15 protein-coding genes are annotated in these 16708 nt (G+C 61.1%); 7 read left to right on the top strand and 8 right to left on the bottom strand.

The features are described from left to right. Positions 1-26: 26 nt before the first annotated feature. The 6 genes from recF to DY250_RS03920 form a co-directional block, all read right to left on the bottom strand. Positions 27-1103, bottom strand: coding sequence for a DNA replication/repair protein RecF (recF, locus tag DY250_RS03895; protein ID WP_115610996.1), 1077 nt, complete (start codon positions 1101-1103; stop codon positions 27-29). After that, positions 1100-2596 (bottom strand): YifB family Mg chelatase-like AAA ATPase, encoded by a 1497-nt coding sequence (locus DY250_RS03900; RefSeq protein WP_115610997.1) that lies wholly within the window; start codon positions 2594-2596, stop codon positions 1100-1102. Before DY250_RS03900 ends, recF begins: the two co-directional genes overlap by 4 nt. Positions 2597-2605: 9 nt before the next feature. Then, entirely contained in the window at positions 2606-3085 is a 480-nt protein-coding gene (gene ybaK / locus DY250_RS03905; RefSeq protein ID WP_115610998.1) for a Cys-tRNA(Pro) deacylase, read from the bottom strand. Between the two features lie 19 nt (positions 3086-3104). Next, positions 3105-4145 (bottom strand): tRNA preQ1(34) S-adenosylmethionine ribosyltransferase-isomerase QueA, encoded by a 1041-nt coding sequence (gene queA, locus DY250_RS03910; protein WP_172542187.1) that lies wholly within the window; start codon positions 4143-4145, stop codon positions 3105-3107. A 577-nt stretch (positions 4146-4722) separates the two neighbouring features. Then, a complete protein-coding gene (locus DY250_RS03915; RefSeq protein ID WP_115612763.1) occupies positions 4723-6363 on the bottom strand; it encodes an NAD(P)-binding protein in 1641 nt (546 codons plus the stop codon). Between the two features lie 34 nt (positions 6364-6397). Then, positions 6398-7912, bottom strand: a complete 1515-nt coding sequence (locus tag DY250_RS03920; protein WP_115611001.1) for a polyamine aminopropyltransferase — start codon at positions 7910-7912, stop codon at positions 6398-6400. 158 nt (positions 7913-8070) lie between these two features. On the opposite strand from DY250_RS03920, the gene DY250_RS03925 reads away from it, so the two are divergent. The 4 genes from DY250_RS03925 (at position 8071) to DY250_RS03940 (ending at position 12753) form a co-directional block, all read left to right on the top strand. Beyond that, positions 8071-9012 (top strand): D-2-hydroxyacid dehydrogenase, encoded by a 942-nt coding sequence (locus tag DY250_RS03925; protein ID WP_115611002.1) that lies wholly within the window; start codon positions 8071-8073, stop codon positions 9010-9012. 135 nt (positions 9013-9147) lie between these two features. Continuing rightward, positions 9148-10707, top strand: coding sequence for a DUF4139 domain-containing protein (locus tag DY250_RS03930; RefSeq protein ID WP_115611004.1), 1560 nt, complete (start codon positions 9148-9150; stop codon positions 10705-10707). Between the two features lie 391 nt (positions 10708-11098). Then, complete coding sequence (locus DY250_RS03935) at positions 11099-12250, top strand: ImmA/IrrE family metallo-endopeptidase (RefSeq protein ID WP_115611005.1); 1152 nt, start codon at positions 11099-11101, stop codon at positions 12248-12250. Continuing rightward, a complete protein-coding gene (locus tag DY250_RS03940) occupies positions 12250-12753 on the top strand; it encodes a DUF4411 family protein (protein WP_115611007.1) in 504 nt (167 codons plus the stop codon). The genes DY250_RS03935 and DY250_RS03940 overlap by 1 nt, the downstream gene beginning before the upstream one ends. Positions 12754-12916: 163 nt before the next feature. Here DY250_RS03940 and DY250_RS03945 read toward each other — a convergent pair whose 3' ends face one another. Together DY250_RS03945 and hemE are read right to left on the bottom strand one after the other, a co-directional pair. Then, positions 12917-13273: a RidA family protein gene (locus DY250_RS03945; RefSeq protein ID WP_115611009.1), complete on the bottom strand. Its 357-nt coding sequence runs from the start codon at positions 13271-13273 to the stop codon at positions 12917-12919. A gap of 9 nt (positions 13274-13282) precedes the next feature. Then, positions 13283-14323 (bottom strand): uroporphyrinogen decarboxylase, encoded by a 1041-nt coding sequence (gene hemE / locus DY250_RS03950; RefSeq protein WP_115611010.1) that lies wholly within the window; start codon positions 14321-14323, stop codon positions 13283-13285. Positions 14324-14487: 164 nt separating this feature from the next. Here hemE and DY250_RS03955 point away from each other — a divergent pair, with 164 nt between their 5' ends. Genes DY250_RS03955 through DY250_RS03965 form a run of 3 tightly spaced genes read left to right on the top strand, consistent with a single transcriptional unit; the run spans position 14488 to position 16459 of the window. After that, on the top strand, positions 14488-14751 hold the full coding sequence (locus tag DY250_RS03955) for a GlsB/YeaQ/YmgE family stress response membrane protein (RefSeq protein ID WP_006985631.1): 264 nt from the start codon (positions 14488-14490) through the stop codon (positions 14749-14751). After that, on the top strand, positions 14748-15572 hold the full coding sequence (gene dapF / locus DY250_RS03960; RefSeq protein WP_115611012.1) for a diaminopimelate epimerase: 825 nt from the start codon (positions 14748-14750) through the stop codon (positions 15570-15572). The genes DY250_RS03955 and dapF overlap by 4 nt, the downstream gene beginning before the upstream one ends. After that, a complete protein-coding gene (locus DY250_RS03965; RefSeq protein WP_115611013.1) occupies positions 15569-16459 on the top strand; it encodes a tyrosine recombinase XerC in 891 nt (296 codons plus the stop codon). Before dapF ends, DY250_RS03965 begins: the two co-directional genes overlap by 4 nt. Positions 16460-16708: the final 249 nt, after the last annotated feature.

Genomic DNA, 16708 nt, shown 5'->3' on the forward strand with positions numbered 1-16708 from the left:
GCAGGCATTATCGGGTAGCGGCGCGGCTACGGTTTTTCCGTGATGTGGCCCGCGTCGATGTGCAGGTGCTGGTGGTCGGCGAGGGCGTCCGGCAGCGGCAGGTCGCCGTCGATGTGGGTGATGTAGAGCTGTGCGCCGCTGTCGGCAAGGAAGTTCAGCAGCATGTGCTGGCGGCGGCGATCGAGTTCGGCGGCGATGTCGTCGATGAGGATGACGGGGTGGCTGCCGTTGTCGGCGGTAATCAGGCGGGTCTGCGCAAGGATGAGGGCGCAGATGAGGGTTTTTTGCTGGCCGCGCGAGTAGTGGTGCGCGATGTCGCGTCCGTCTGCGTGGAAGCGGATGTCGGCGCGGTGGATGCCGTCGCGGGTGTGTTTGAGCTGGCTGTCGCGTTCGTTGTTGGCGGTGAGTTGCGCGGCGAGGTCGTCGCCCGTCCAGCCGCGCTGGTAGTGGATGTGGATGGGGTCAAGGCCGCCGAGTTCGGCGTGGTAGGTATTGAGCGCCTGTTCGAGGGCGGCGAGGTAGGCGCGGCGGTAGGCGTCGATGCGGCTGCCGGTTTCGCCGAGAATGTGGTTCCAGGGGGCGAGATCGGCGGCGCGCCAGTTTTGCCGCAGCGCGGCGTTGCGGTTTTTCAGGGCGTAGTTGTAGCGCTGCCAGTCGGGGAGGAAAGCGGGGTTGTGGTAGTAGAGGCCGTAGTCGAGGTAGCGGCGGCGGTGTTCCGGACCCTGGTCGATGAGGGCGAAGTTGTCGCTGTTGAGTATTTGGTTTGGGGTGAGGGCGGCAAGACCGCTCAGGGTTTTGAGGTTTTCGCCGTCAAGGCGCAGGCGGTGTTCGCGCGCGCTTTTTTCGATGCCGAGCAGGTGTTCGCGCCCGTCGCGCTCGATGCGGGCGATGAGGCGCAGGTGCGGTTTGCCGTGGTTGATGAGATGGCGGGTCTGGTTTTCGCGGAAGCTTTTGCCGCGCCCCAGGAGGTAGAGGGCTTCGAGCAGGGCAGTTTTGCCGCTGCCGTTGTCGCCGCTGATGAGGGTGCAGCGCGGGTGCAGGTCGAGGGTGGCGGCGGCGAGGTTGCGGATGCCGTCCAGGCGCAGTTGGCGGATGCGGCTCATACGCTGCCGCCCCGGTATTGCAGGGCTTCGGCGAGGTGTTGGCGGCTCACGGTTGGGCTGGCGGCGAGGTCGGCGATGCTGCGCGCAACTTTGAGGATGCGCTGGTAGCTGCGCATGGAGAGGTGCATGCGTTCGGCGGCGCGGTCGAGGAGCGGCAATACGTCCGCTTCGGCGTGCAGGTGGCGTTCCAGCAGGCTGCCACTGAGGGCAGCGTTGGGTCGTCCCTGACGTTCGAGCTGGATGCGGCGCGCGGCGGTGCTTTGGGCGCGCAGGTCGGCGCTGGTTTCGGGGTGGGCTTGCTGTTGTTCGCGCAGTTGTGCTGGGGTGAGGCGGGCAACGGTGAGGTGGATGTCGATACGGTCGAGCAGCGGGCCGGAGATTTTCTGGCGGTAGCGCGCGATTTGGTCGGGGGTGTCGTTGCAGGCGCGTTCGGGGTCGCCGTGGTAGCCGCAGGGGCAGGGGTTCATGGCGGCGATGAGCTGGAAGCGGGCGGGGAAGTCGCTTTTCATCGCGGCGCGGCTGATGGTGATGTGGCCGTTTTCCAGCGGTTCGCGCAGCATTTCGAGGACGCGGCGGTCGTATTCGGGCAGTTCGTCCAGGAAAAGGACGCCGTGGTGGGCGAGGCTGATTTCGCCGGGACGGGGGATGGTGCCGCCGCCGACGAGGGCGCTGGATGAGCTGCTGTGGTGCGGGGCACGGTAGGGGCGGATGCGCCAGTCGGCGGGGCTGAAGCTGCCCGCCAGCGAGCGCACGGCAGCGCTTTCGATGGCTTCGCGTTCGTCCATCGGCGGCAGGATGCCGGGGAAGCGCTGCGCCAGCATGGATTTGCCGGTGCCGGGCGGGCCGCTCATCAGGACGTGGTGACCGCCGCTGGCAGCGACGAGCAGGGCGCGTTTGGCTTGGTGCTGGCCGATGACGTCGGCGTAGTCGGGGTAGCTGCGTGGCGGGCGGATGGGCGGTAGTGGTGGCGGCGGCCAGTCCTGACGGCGGTGCAGGACGGCGGCGATTTCGGCGAGGCTTTCCGCGCTGTGGACGTTATCGGCGGCGACGAGTGCGGCTTCGTGATGGTTGTCCGGCGCGGTGATGATGCGGTGGTGCGCGTCCGTGGCGGCGAGCGCGCAGGGCAGGATGCCGCCAACGGGGCGCAGTGCGCCGCTGAGGGCGAGTTCGCCGTGAAATTCGTATTGGGCGATGTCGTCGGCGGGTAGTTGGCCGGAAGCGATGAGGATGCCGAGGGCGATGGCGAGGTCGTATCTGGCGCCGTCTTTCGGCAGTTCCGCCGGGGCGAGGTTGATGGTGATGTGTTTGGAGGGGAATTCGAAGCCGCTATTGATGATGGCGGCGCGGACGCGGTCTTTGCTTTCTTTGACGGCTTTTTCCGGCAGGCCGACCAGGGTCATGGCCGGCAGGCCGCCCGCGAGGTGGACTTCGACGCGCACCAGCGGCGCGTGCATGCTGAGGGGGGCGCGGGTGTAAACGGTGGCGAGGGTCATAGGCAGCGGTTAAACAGCGACGTTGACGGTCTGCGGGTTGAGGATGGCGAGGTCTTGCGGGGTGATGATGACCTGGAAGCCGCGCTTGCCGCCGTTGATGCAGAGGGTGTCCAGCGCGTAGATGCTTTCTTCGACGTACACCGGCAGCGCGGTTTTGCAGCCGAAGGGCGAGGTGCCGCCGAAGAGGTAACCCGTCCATTTGTGTGCCTGGTTGGCTTCTGCCGGTTCGATGTGTTTTTTGCCGAGCTGGCGCGCGAGGTTGCGCGTCGAGATTTCGCGGTCGCCGTGCATGAGCACGATAAGGCCGTGGTGGTTGTCATCAACAAGGACGATGGTCTTGATGACCTGGTGTTCGGGGATGCCAAGCTCGGCGGCGGTCTGTGCGGTGCCGCCGTGTTCTTCGTAGGTGAAGATGTGCGGTTCGTAGGCGATGTGGTGTTCGCGCAGTTGGCGGATGGCAGGGGTGACGGGGTATTTCTCTTTGGACATGGCGGGTCTCGAAAAGGGGTTAATACAGGCGCTTGGGCAGGAACATGGCATCGCCGTAGCTGTAAAAGCGGTAGTCGTGGGCAATGGCATGCTGATAGGCGCGGCGGATGTTGTCGTAGCCGGCAAAAGCGCTGACCAGCATCAGCAGGGTGGATTCGGGCAGATGGAAGTTGGTGAAAAGGGCATCGACGACGCGGAAACGGTAGCCGGGGGTGATAAAGAGGCGGGTGTCGCCAGTGTATGGCGCAAGATTGCCGCCTGCCGCCGCGCTTTCCAGGGCACGTAGGGCGGTGGTGCCAACGGCGATAACGCGGCCACCGCGTGCGCGGCAGGCGGCGACGGCATCTACCACGTCTTCACCGACGGTGAGCCATTCTTCGTGCATGATGTGCTCGGCAAGGTTTTCGTGGCGCACCGGCTGGAAGGTGCCCGCGCCGACGTGCAGGGTGATTTCGGCGCGCTGCACGCCGCGCGCGGCGATGGCAGCGAGCAAGGCATCATCGAAGTGCAGGCCGGCGGTGGGAGCGGCGACGGCGCCGCTGTGTTTGGCGTACACGGTCTGGTAGCGCTCACTGTCGCTGTCCTGCGCGCGCCGTTCGAGGTAGGGCGGGATAGGCATTTCGCCATGCGCGGCGAGGAGTTCCTGCCACGGCGCGCCGTCGCTGTACAGGGTAAAAAGGGCGTCATCACGGTCGCCGACGCGGAGGGTGGCGTTGCCGATGTGGAGGGTGCTGCCCGTCTGCGGGCTTTTCGAGGCACGGATGTAGGCGCTGGCTTCATGCGGGCTTTTCAGGCGCTCGATGAGGATTTCGATTTTGCCGCCGCTGGCTTTGTGGCCGTAGAGACGGGCGGGGAGGACGCGGGTGTTGTTAAAAACGAGTAAGTCGGCGGGATCGAGGTAGTCGGGCAGGTCGCGCACTTGGCGGTCGCCGAGTTCGACGGTATCGGCATCCATGACGCGGGCGACGAGCATCCGCGCCGCGCTGCGCTCAGGCAGCGGATAGCGGGCGATGCGTTCATCGGGCAGGTCGTAGTGGAAATCGGATTTGTGGTAGGTCATGACGATAGAGGATGGGGAAAGGCGGTATTGTTGTGCCGGGCGGGAGTTTTGGCAACGTCTTCGTAAATGCGCCAAGCGGGGTAAACACTGGCTCCGTCAAGCGGCGTAAATACTGGGCTTGCTGAGCGGTATCAGTGCTGGATTTTTATTTCCCCCCTTCCGGCCTCCGGCCACCTTCCCCCGCAAGCGGGGGAAGGGATTTCGTGCCAAGCGGCGTAAATGCTGGGCTTGCTGAGCGGTGTCAGTGCTGGATTTTTATTTTCCCCCTTCCGGCCTCCAGCCACCTTCCCCGCAAGCGGGGGAAGGGATTTCGTGCCAAGCGGCGTAAATGCTGGGCTTGCTGAACAGTGTCTGTGCCGGATTTTTATTTTCCCCCCTTCCGGCCTCCGGCCATCTTCCCCCGCAAGCGAGGGAAGGGATTTCGTGCCAAGCGGCGTAAATACTGGGCTTGCTGAGTGGTGTCAGTGCCGGATTTTTATTTTCCCCCTTCCGGCCACCTTCCCCCGCAAGCGGGGGAAGGGATTTCGTGCCAAGCGGCGTAAATGCTGGTTCCGCCAAGCGGGATGTGCAAGGCAGGTCATGTCTCGCGCGGTGCTGCCAGCACCTGTTGCGCAGCGGTGATGCCCCAGTATGCCGCTTCTTCAAAGACGGAGTAGCCGCTCAGGTCGCTATGCGCGAAGTGCAGGCGCGAGCGGTGCGCGCGCAGGGTGCGCAGTTGCGTGTCATCGAGGTAGCCGGGCAAGGGGATGCGCATGGCGTGGGCGCGCACGGTGATGTCCACGCTGTCCACCAGGCGCCAAAAATGGCGGCCATACACGGCGTGCAGGTCGGCGGCGGCATAGGCGAGTAATTCGTCATCCGGCGCGGTTAAGAGCCATTGCCGCACCGCCGGCGGGCTGTCGTGGGCGAGGGCGCGGTAAGCGGTGAAGAGGACGCGCAGCGGTTTGGCGACGCGGATGCTTTGGTTGCTGCCCGCGATGTAGCCCAGTGCCGGGCTGCCGTAAAGGACGTTATCCCAGGCCAGCGGCTGTTCGTCGGGCTCGCGCGGGAATTGGTGCAGGGCGAAGTTGCTGATGAGCCACGGCGCATAGAGGCCGCTGCCGTCAAGGCCGTAGCGGGCGGGTTCGGCGATGAGGCGGGCAGCGATGTGAAGCGGCATGGCGCTGATGACGTGGCGGGCGCGGAGGCGGTGGACGGCGCCGCTGTCGTTGTCGCGCAGGTGGACTTCGATGTGCCCGGCGTGTTCCTGAATGCGGATGGCGCTGGCGTTCCAAGCGGTGGGCTGGGCAAAGCGCAACACGGGCTCGGAGGGCAGGGCGGCGAGGCGGTGCAGGCCGCTTTTCTCGCGCAGCAGGCGGGAGAGGTGGGCGAGGCCGTCCGGCCAGGTGAGGACGGCGTTGCCATCGTGGCCGCGCGCGGCGAAGTAGTGCAGGCCGGCGTAGGCGGAGACGGTGTGGATGCCGTGGCCGTAGTCGTCGCGGCAGCAGTAGTCGAGGTACCAGAGCAGGGTCGGCGAGCGGTAGTTTTCGCGCGCCAGCCAGTCGGCAAAAGTGAGCTGGTCAAGGGCGCGCCAGTCGCTGTCCTCGCTGGAGCGGACGATAGGGATGGCGAAGGTTTTGCGCCCGTCGCGGCCACGCGCGTGTTGCAGGCGGCGGATGAGGGCGTGGAAGCGGCGACTGTCGTCGTCTTCCTGCGGTAACAGTTCGTCCTGCCAGCGGTTTTGGTAATAGAGACGCTCGCTGGGGGCGTGGACGAGATCAGTCTCGCGGTAGCGCGGGCGGGCGGGGTCGCTTGCGTCTTCGAGGATGCCGAGGTCGGCGAGCATGGCGCGCAGTTCGTGGCTTTCCGCCGAGGGCAGGGCGAGGTAGTGCGCGCCGCTGGGCGCACGCAGGTCGCCGTTTTGGTAGGCGGCGTTGTTGCCGTCGCGTTCGATGCCTTCGGCGAGGAGGATGTTGCGCGCACCGTGGCGGGTGAGTTGCCACAGTGCGGACAGCGCTGCCGCGCCGCTGCCGAGGATGAGGGTATCGCAGTCGTGCGTGCTTTGCGGGGTGGTCGCGGCGAGCGCGCCGTCACGCAGCAGGTGGCCAAGCGGCAGGCCGACGCGGTTCACGCGCAACGCCGGCGGCGGGTTGAGGCGGGAATAAAGGTGGCGCGAGGTGGCAGCAGCGGCGCCGATAGCGGCGGTGGCGGCGAGGAAGCGGCGGCGGGCGGGTTTCATGGGAAGGTGGGGGTGGGTTGTGGTGTGGTGTGCTTCAGCGTTGCACATCGCGCCAGTCTTCTTCGAAGTAGTGGACGAGGATTTGCGTGTTGAGGTAGTTCGGCTCAACATCGCGGCGCGCCATATCTGGCGGGAAGCGGAACATTTCCGCTGCTGTGGCCGCGGTGAGGTAACGCGTCGGCACGTCGAAGCGTTCCGGCACGGGGAAGGCCGCCCCTTTGCCCGCGAGGACAAAACCCCATTCGCCGAAGGACGGCACATAGACGTGGTACGGCGCGGTATGCAGTCCCGCCGCTTCCAGGGTGGCAACCACCGACCAGTAGGCGTTTGGTGCGAAATAGGGCGAGGTGGACTGCACGACGATGAGGCCGCCGTCTGTGAGGTGCCGCGCCACCTGGCGGTACATCGGCACGGAATAGAGTTTGCCCAGCGAGAAGTTGGACGGATCGGGCAGGTCGATGAGGATGACATCAAACCGCTCGCTGCTTTCTTCCAGCCATTGTGCGGCATCGGCGTTGATGACGCGCGTTTTCGGATGCGTGAGTGCGCCGCCGTTCAGCGCGGTCAGTGTCGCCGAGGTGGCAAAGGTTTGCGTCATCTCGGCATCGAGATCAACCAGGGTCAGGCTTTGCACTTGCGGGTATTTCAGCACTTCGCGCGCGGCAAGGCCATCACCGCCGCCGAGGATGAGGACGCGTTCGGCGCGCGCCGCCATCTGCATCGCGGGCAGAACCAGCGCTTCGTGGTAACGCGCTTCGTCCCGCGAGGAGAATTGCAGGTTGCCATTGAGATAAAGGCGGGTGTCGTCCTTCCAGCGGGTGATGACGAGGCGCTGGTAGGGCGTATGCCGCTCGTACACGATGGGGTCGCCGAAGTAGCTCTGCTCGGCGTGGAAGGTGATACGGTCGGCATAGACAAAGGCGGCGGTAAGCGCGGCGAGGACGAGCAGGGCGCGGCGGCGCAGGGCGGGGTAATGCGGCAGTTGCGCGCGGAAGATGCGCGCGGTGAGCAGGGCGACGGCAGCATTCAGGAGGCCAAAGAGCAGCGCCGAGCGCGCCATGCCGAGGCGCGGCGCGAGGACGAGCGGGAAGAGCAGGGAAACAGCGAGCGCGCCGAGGTAGTCGAAGGTGAGCACGCGCGCGACGAGGTCGGCAAAGGTGGCCTGCTCGCGGTGCAACACGCGCATCACCAGCGGAATTTCCATGCCGACGATGATGCCGGTAATCAGCACAAAGGCGTAAAGCAGGCTGCGGAAGGGCGCGGCGGCAAGGCCGAAGGCGACAAAGAGGGCGAGCGCGGAAAGGCCGCCGACGATGCCGACCAGCAGCTCGATTTCGATGAAGCGGGCGAGCGCGTCTTCGTCTTTGATGTAGCGGGTGAGGTGCGCGCCGATGCCCATCGCGAAGAGGTACAGACCGATGATGCTGGAGAATTGCAGGATGCTGTCGCCGAGGAGGTAACTGGCGAGCGCCGCCATGATGAGTTCGTAGGCGAGGCCGCAACTGGCGACGATGAAGACGGAGATGATAAGGGTGCGGTGGGCGTTCATGCGGCAAATTATAGCGGGGAAGCGGCAGCGGCGTTTCGTCGCGGCGGCGCAGGCGTTAAGATACTCACGCGTTCACAGGTTTCCTCAGCAGTAATCACGTTTTTGCGCATAGTGCTGCGGAAAGTGTACCCCCATCCCCGAACCAGACAGGAGCCACCATGAAAGCCGTATTCCTTGACCGCAACACCTTTTCGCCGACCATCGATCTGCCTGCCCCCGCCGGTGTGACGGACTGGCAAGTGTTCGATGCCACGGCAAACGACACCGCGACCGTCGTCGCCCGCCTGCAAGGTGCGCAAATTGCCATCACCAACAAGGTGTTGATGACGCGCGAGATCCTCGCCCAGCTTCCTGAGCTGCGCCTCATCCAGATTACCGCGACCGGGGTTAATAACGTCGATGCCGCCGCCTGCGAGGAACACGGCGTCAAGCTCTACAACGTTGCCGGTTACTCGACCACTACCGTGCCGGAGCACACCTTCGCCATGATGCTGGCGGCGATGCGCGGCCTTCTGCCTTACCATCAGGCGGTGATCAGCGGCGACTGGCAGCGCGATGGCCGTTTCTGCCTGAACGAACTGCCCATCCTCGACCTGCGCGGCAAAACGCTCGGCATCGTCGGTGTCGGCAATATCGGCAAACGCGTCACCGAGATTGCGCGCGTCTTCGGTATGCACGTCCTCTGGGCGGAACGCCGCCACGCCGCGCCGCGTTCGCCCGAATACACGCCGTTTGACGAAGTGTTTACCACATCCGACATCATCACCCTGCATTGCCCGTTCAACGACGCCTCCCATCACCTCATCAACGCTGAAACACTGGCGCTGTGCGAGCGCACCCCGCTTATCCTCAACATGGCGCGCGGCCCCGTCGCCGATGCCGCCGCCGTGGTCGAAGCCTTGAACAACGGCAAAATCCTCGGCTATGCCAGCGACGTCTTCGCCGAAGAACCGCCGCCTGCCGACGAACCGCTGCTCAGCCTGCGCCAGCACCCGCGCGTCATCTACACCCCGCACAACGCCTGGGCCAGCGTCGGCGCGCAGCAGGAATTGTGGCGCATCCTCATGGCGCAGGTGAGCGCATTTATCAACGGCATTTGAACCCCTGTTCTTTTAAGAATCGTAGCCGGGGCAGTGCCCCGGCTGCGTTGTTGGGTATCGAAATATTGCTGGAAAATGAAAAAATAGAAACCTTCTCTGCTATCATGGCGCGCGTTTTACAAAGGAGAACCCCTAATGCGCCTATGGATAGCCGCTTGGCTGGCGGCTGCTGCGATAAGCGTTGCGCACACTGAAGATTACGAATTGGACGCGCCTGTCGTCACCGCGCGTTTGTACAGCAATGAAGCCGAACTTGTCCGCGAAGCGCGGGTGACCGTCAAACACGGCGCGCACCGCCTGATCGTCTCGCCGCTGCTCGGTGACAACATCGCCGACGTCTCCCTCAGCATCGAAGGCGCCCGCCTCACCGGGCAGGGTATGCGCCCACTGCCGGCACCGGATACCAGCGACCCGCTGCTGAAACAGGCCGATGCTGCCGAACAGGCGCTGACCATCACCCGCCAGACCATCGAAGACAACCGCGACATGAGCCGCGCCCTCATCCAGCGACTGCAAAACCAGAACAGCACCGTTGATAACGTCCAGCGTCAGCTGGACGCCTTGGCGCGCGTGCGCGAGAAACTGCTGAGCACTGAGCGCGAACAGCAGGACGAACTGAAAAAATTGCAGGAACAACTCGCCTGGCAGAACAAGGGCCGCGACAGCCGCCAGTATGCGGGCATCTTCGACATTTACAGCGATCGTAGCGGCGAAGTCACCCTGACCCTGCGTGAGCACACCAAAAAAGCCTACTGGCAGCCCTACAGCGAATTCAGCCTGAACAGCGACAGCGGCACCCTCGACATCCGCGCCTACGCGCAAGTCGTGCAACAAAGCGGTCTGGACTGGCAGAACAGCGACATCGCCCTCTCCTTCGCCCCGCCCGATTACCGCGAACAGCCCGCCCTGCAAAGCACCACCGTCGCTATCGCCGACCGCACCGTGACCTCTATCATTGGCGACAACGCTCCCTTCTCCACCAACACCGCCCTGCTCAACAAGGGCGGCCTGCCTGCTAAAGCGGCCAAGACCGGCACAAACGACAAGGCAGCGACGGATGACGTCTCCATCTCCGGCGTTGATTTCGCCGTCAAAATCCCTGGCAAACACAGCCTGGCCAGCTCACGTGACCGCTACCAGCTCACCTACTGGCAAAACCGCAGCCACGCCAAACTCTACAGCGCCGCTTACGCCTGGGTCACGAGCAAGGCCCTGCTCGTCGCCGAATGGCAGCAGCCGGACGGGCATGGCTTCTACCCCGGCAACGCCAGCTTCTTCCGCGATGGTAACCGCATCGGCAATCAGCGTCTCGATCGCACCATGAGCGCCAACAGCCGGCAAATCATGAGCTTTGGCGAAGACCCGCATATCAACGTCGCTTACAGCGTGCCGCCCGGCCACGTCGGCAATGGCCTCATCCTGCGCGACCGCCTCGAACGCCGCCAGACCGTTACCCTGACCAATCACGGCAAAACCGCGCATAACGTCCGCCTCTACGCTCGCCTGCCGCTTTCGACCCAGCCCGATGTCAGCGTCGAAGCCAAATTCTCCCCCAAACCGGATGCCGAAAACGTCGATAACGTCAAAGGCATCGTCCTCTGGGAAAAAAATCTCGCGCACGGCGATAGCCTGCGCGTGGAAAACGGCTACGACATCCACTATCCCGAAGGGAAAAAACTTATCGGCATTGAGTGAGGCGGTTTTCCCCAAGCCATACCGTCCAGCGGCTGGGCCCGGTGTTGACGCCGCTTGATGAGGTGTGGAAAAGGGATGGTTGGGATGGAAACCTTTGCAGGTAACGTCTCTACGAAATCCAGCATTTATTCCGCATGGCAGTTTCTACTTTGAGAAAAACTGCCAAGCGAGACAAAAAAAGCAGGGCCTTGCCAAGCGAGGAAATGCAGTCGTATCCCCATACCCATAAAACATGTACAGTTAATTATTTATAACCTTTTGAAAAAAGTAATTTTATAGGGATGTTTTTGTATATTTCGCGAAGCACTCTACTATTTTGTGTTTAGCTGCCTTCGTTTTACAATGCCAATATAGTTGGTAATCAGCTTGGCTTCGTAACTAATGCATTATTATGAGTATCGAATTTCAGATTTCCCGAGCCATACTGGATTGGATTGCCGCCCAACAAGTTCCAAAAAAGAATGTAGATATGTTGGCGCAGGAATTGAGCAGAACCGAAAAGGAACGTGCACGTTTTCTGCAGGGTTTTATTACCCCAACCCAAGCAGAAAAATTGGCAAAAATGGCAGATATTCCTTTCGGATTTCTATTCTTGGACAAGCCGCCGCAGCTACAGTCACCTGCCTTGCCTGATTTCCGTACGACACAAGATGCTGTTCCCTTGAGCCGCAATTTTTTTGATACGCTGGCCGATATACAGACAAAGGTGGATTGGTACAGAGAATATTTGGCAAATATCGGCGCATTACCAGAATATCTACCTTTTGTCGGTAAATTTCCTCTGCAAGATAATCCTTCTGTTGAGGCCGTTATTGCTGATATGCGTTCCACACTTAAAGTGTCAAATGCTGCGGAATGGCGTAATAAAGGCGGCAATGGTAGCTATTTTTCTCATTTATACAAGCAACTAGAGTCTGTTGGCATTTTGATTTTTAATAATGGGGTTGTTAAAAACAATAACAATCGTCCATTAGATGTACACGAATTTCGCGGCTTTGCTATTGCCGATAAGCAAGTCCCAGTTATTTTTGTCAATAATGCGGATGCTAAATCTGCGCAATTGTTTACCTTGCTGCATGAAGCTACCCATATTTGGATAGGTGAGAGTGCAATTTCCAATCCTTCCCCAAAAGAAGAACAGCAGGCAGAACGATTTTGTAATCGGGTTGCGGCCGAATTTTTGGTGCCTGGTGAGATGTTGCAGCATGAATGGGGAAAAAATGACGAAGCAGATCGCTTGGACAAGTTGGCAAGTTATTTCTGCGTTAGTAAACAGGTAATTGCAATTAAGGCAGTACAATTGGGCTTGATGTCTCCGTCCGGATGGCTTGAATTGCGTGAGGCGGAGCTACGTGACAAACGGGAAAATAGTGGCGGAGGAGGTAATTTTTATCGTGTGCTGCCCGTCCGTAACAGCAAAAGACTTACTGATGCCGTTGTCTGTGCAGCTATGAATAATCAGTTGCTGCTACGTGATGCCGGGCATTTGCTCAATATTCAGCCTGCTACGGTATTGTCATTGTACCGCGAAGGGAGTCACTGATGCCCAAATATGTATTGGATAGCAATATTTTTATTCAATCGGCTAATCGAGAATACAGATTTTCTTTTTGCAGTGGTTTTTGGGATTTGTTGCAAGACTTGTACCAAAATGATGTTATATGCAGTATTAAAACGGTTAAAAGAGAATTGACTCAAAGAAATGATGATTTGAGCGATTGGGTGAAAAATAAGCTACCAGATGACTTCTTTCATGATGAGAAAATTGCCGGAGCTGAATATGGTCATTTGATGCAATGGGCTTATAGCAATCCGCAATTTTATAATAATGCCAAACGAGTATTTGCCAATAAAGACAGGGCTGATGCTTGGCTGGTTGTTTATGCCGCCAAGCAGGGAATGACAGTTGTTACGCATGAGGTGCTGGAACCCTACATTAAAAAGGCTATCAAGATTCCCAATGCGGCGCAGCATTTAAGTGTACCTTGTGTGCATATTTATGATTTTTTGGAAAAGGTCGCCAAAGGTAATTTTGAGCGGAAATGACGATGAAGCGGCAGATTGTTCTGGCGCTGTGTTTTATCCCACTTGGCGGGGTTCAGTGTTTATCTCGCTTGGCAGGGCCAGTGTTTTGTCCCGCTTGGCGCTACGCAAAAAAATGGTGGGCGTTATACCCACCTTGGTGAAAGTCCATCATTTCTCCCCTTGATCAGTTGGCTGTTTTTACTGCCGCCGTCAGACGGATTTCCACCTTCCAGCGCGGGTCGGCAAGCTTGGCCTGCACGCAGACGCGTGCCGGGGCACGACCGGGGGCAGTCCAGGCATCCCATTCGCGGTTCATGGTGTCGTAGTCAGTGAAATCGGCGAGGTAGATGGTCGCTTCCAGGATATGCGCTTTGTCGGAGCTTGTGCGGGCCAGCAGGGCGTCAATTTGCGCAAGTACGCTGCGGGTTTGCGCGGCAGCGTCAGCTTTCGCGTCTTCGGGTACCTGGCCACCGAGATAAATGATGCCGTTATGGATAGTCGCATCGCTGTAACGCTTTTCGGGGTCGATGTAGGTAATCATGCACAATCCTTATTTGTGATACGGCGGACTGTATTTATGCACCGCTTCAATCATCGCCGCTGCATGTTCCGGTGGGATGTCCGGGGTGATGCCGTGGCCGAGGTTGAAGATGTGGCGGTGGCCGTAGCCGTAGTCGGCGAGCACGCGGCGCACTTCGTTTTCGATAACGGCGGGCTCGGCGCGCAGGATGGCGGGATCAAGGTTGCCTTGCAGCGCGATGTTATCGCCAAGGATGGTGCGGGCAGTACCTAATGATGCCGTCCAATCCAGGCCGATGACTGCCGCGCCGCTGTCTTTCATCATCGGCAGCCATTGCCCACCGCCTTTGGTGAAGAGGATGAGCGGGGCTCTGTCGCCGATGGCGGTGATGATGCGCTGCATGTAGGCCAGTGAGTAGTCGCGATACGCCGGCCAGGCGAGAACGCCGCCCCAGGTGTCGAATAGCATGACCGCCTGTGCGCCCGCTTCAATTTGCGCGGTCAGATAAGCGGTGACGGCGGTGGCGAGTTTGTCGAGCAACTGGTGCAGGGTGCGCGGTTCGCGGTAGAGCATCGCTTTGGCGCGGGCGAAATCACGGCTGGATCCGCCTTCAATCATGTAGGTGGCGAGTGTCCACGGGCTGCCGCTGAAACCGATGAGCGGCACACGCCCGTCCAGCTCGCGGCGGATGAGGCGCACGGCATCCATGACGTAGCGGAGTTCTCGTTCCATGTCGGGAATGCCGAGCGCGGCCACGTCAGCAGCACTTTCGATGGGGTGGTTGAAAGTCGGCCCCTCGCCGGGGATGAAATTCAGGCCGAGCCCCATCGCATCAGGAATGGTGAGAATGTCGGAAAAAAGAATGGCGGCGTCGAGGCGGAAGCGTTCCAGCGGTTGCAGTGTCACTTCACAGGCGAGTTCCGGTGTCTGGCACATCGTCATGAAATCACCGGCCTGCTCGCGCATGGCGCGGTATTCGGGCAGGTAACGCCCGGCCTGGCGCATCATCCAGACGGGGGTGCGGGGGACAGGTTCGCCTCTGAGGACGCGGAGCAACAGGTCGTTTTGCATGATTTTTCCTTACTATGGACAGACGGCAACATTGTATAGCGTGCCCTTGGTGCTGGCTATTGGCGCGGGCAGACAGCGGATGCGGGCAGCAGTCAGGTTTGGAAAGGGCGGCAGCTTGTGGCTATAGTGCGACCCACTAATTTGTATCACAGGAGCAACAACACATGACTATCCATCTCAACCAGAACCTGCTGTACATGATTGCCATCGGCTTCATCATCGGCCTGATTGCCCGCGCGCTGATGCCGGGGCGTGACAACCTCGGCTGCGTATTGACGACAGGTCTCGGCATCGCCGGCGCCGTTGCTGCCGGGTTGATTGGACGCGAACTCGGCTTGTACCGCCTCGGCCAACCGGCAGGATTCATCGCCTCCGTCCTCGGCGCCATCCTGATACTCGCCCTCTTGCGCCTGGTATCAAACCGATGAGTATCCGCACTTTCAGCAAAATGCACGGCCTCGGTAACGACTTCATCGTCCTCAACGCCCTGCACGAGACCTTCGACTGGCCGCGCGAAAAAATCCTCGCGCTGGCTGACCGCCATAGCGGCATCGGCTTCGACCAACTGCTGATCATCGAAGCCGCGCCCGATGCCGCGCATGACTTCGCCTACCGCATCTACAACGCCGACGGCGGCGAAGTCGAACACTGCGGCAACGGCGCGCGCTGCTTCGGCAAATACCTGCACGACCACGGCTTGCACCCGCTTGACCGCCCTGTCCGCGTCGCCGTCAAGCGCGGCAGCATCACCATCGCCCGCGACGGTGGCGACAACTACCGCGTTGACATGGGCGTGCCGGATTTCACCCCGTTCACCGCCGCGCAGAGCGATTGCCTCTATCAGCCCGTCAACGTCGCAGGAGTGAACCTGCAACTCGGCATCGTCAGCATGGGCAACCCGCATGCTGTTTGCGTTGTGGACGACGTTACGACCGCGCCCGTTGCTGCCGTCGGCGCCGCGCTGCAAACCCATCCCCTCTTCCCCGCCGCTGTCAACGTCGGCTTCATGCAAATCGACGACCGCCGCCACATCCGCCTGCGCGTGTACGAACGCGGTGCGGGCGAAACCCAAGCTTGCGGCACCGGTGCCTGCGCGGCTGTCGCCGTTGGTATCAAGCGCGGCCTGCTGGATTGCGACGTGACCGTCCGCCTCACGCGCGGCGAACTGCGCATCACCTGGCCGGATGATAACGCCCAACTCATCATGAGCGGCCCCGCCGCCACCGTCTACCACGGCGAACTCGCATGAGCGATCTTGACGACTACCTCGCCTACCTGCGCTACGAACGCGCCGCCGCCGCGCAGACTATCGCCACCTACCGCCGCCTGCTTGCCCAATTCGCCGCCGCCTTCCCGGAAGAAAACCTGCGCGCGCTGGACGTGCAAACCCTGAAAGACTACCTCCTCGTCCTCACCAAAGAGCGCAAATACAGCGCTGCCACCCTGAACCAGCACCGCGCCGCCCTGCGCGGCTACTACGGCTGGCTGCACCGCCAGCGCGGCCTCGCCGCTGATCCCAGCGCCCACCTCAAACTGCCGCGCAAAAGCAAACGTCCATTACCGGAAGTCCTCACCCCCGAACAAATTACCGCCCTGCTTACGCCGCCGGAAGACAGCGACCCGCTCAAACTGCGTGACCACGCCATCCTCGAACTCTTCTACTCGGCCGGACTGCGCCTCGCCGAACTCGCCGCGCTGAACGCAGACCTGCCCGAAACAAACGGCCACACCATCGTGCGCGGCAAAGGCGGTGTCGAACGCCTCGTCTTCATCGGCAGCAAAGCGCGGGAGGCGCTGGCGCGCTGGCGCGCAGTGCGCGGAAGCCTGCAAAAAAAGCCGGAAGAAACCGCGCTCTTTCTCAACAAAAACGGCACCCGCATCAGCGAACGCGGCATTGCCTTGCGCCTCAAAGCCTACGCCTACGACAAAATCCACCTCAACATCCATCCGCATACCCTGCGCCACACCTTCGCCACCCATATCCTGCAATCCTCTGGCGACATCCGCAGCGTGCAAGAACTGCTTGGACACAAAAACCTCGCCACCACGCAAATCTACACCCATCTTGATGAACAGTTCCTCATAAAAGACTACGACGCCCACCATCCGCGCGCGAAGAAAAAAACGGCAAAATAACGCCCCTCTTCCTGCCAGCCATCTACCACAACGGATACAGCGGCAAAGAAAACAAAGAAAAAGCGCGCGAATACTTCGGCATGGCGGTACTACAAAAGCTGGAGGCGGGTGGCGACGCCCCGCCGGCCTGAACACAGGAACCGCTAAGCGGCGTCAATACCGGGCCCGCCAGGCGGCGTCAATACCGGGCCCGCTAGGCGGCGTCAATGCTGGGTCCGCCAATCGGCGTCAATACCGGGCCTGTCAAGC

The sequence above is a fragment of the Cardiobacterium valvarum genome (assembly GCF_900460955.1).
Classification (GTDB): domain Bacteria; phylum Pseudomonadota; class Gammaproteobacteria; order Cardiobacteriales; family Cardiobacteriaceae; genus Cardiobacterium; species Cardiobacterium valvarum.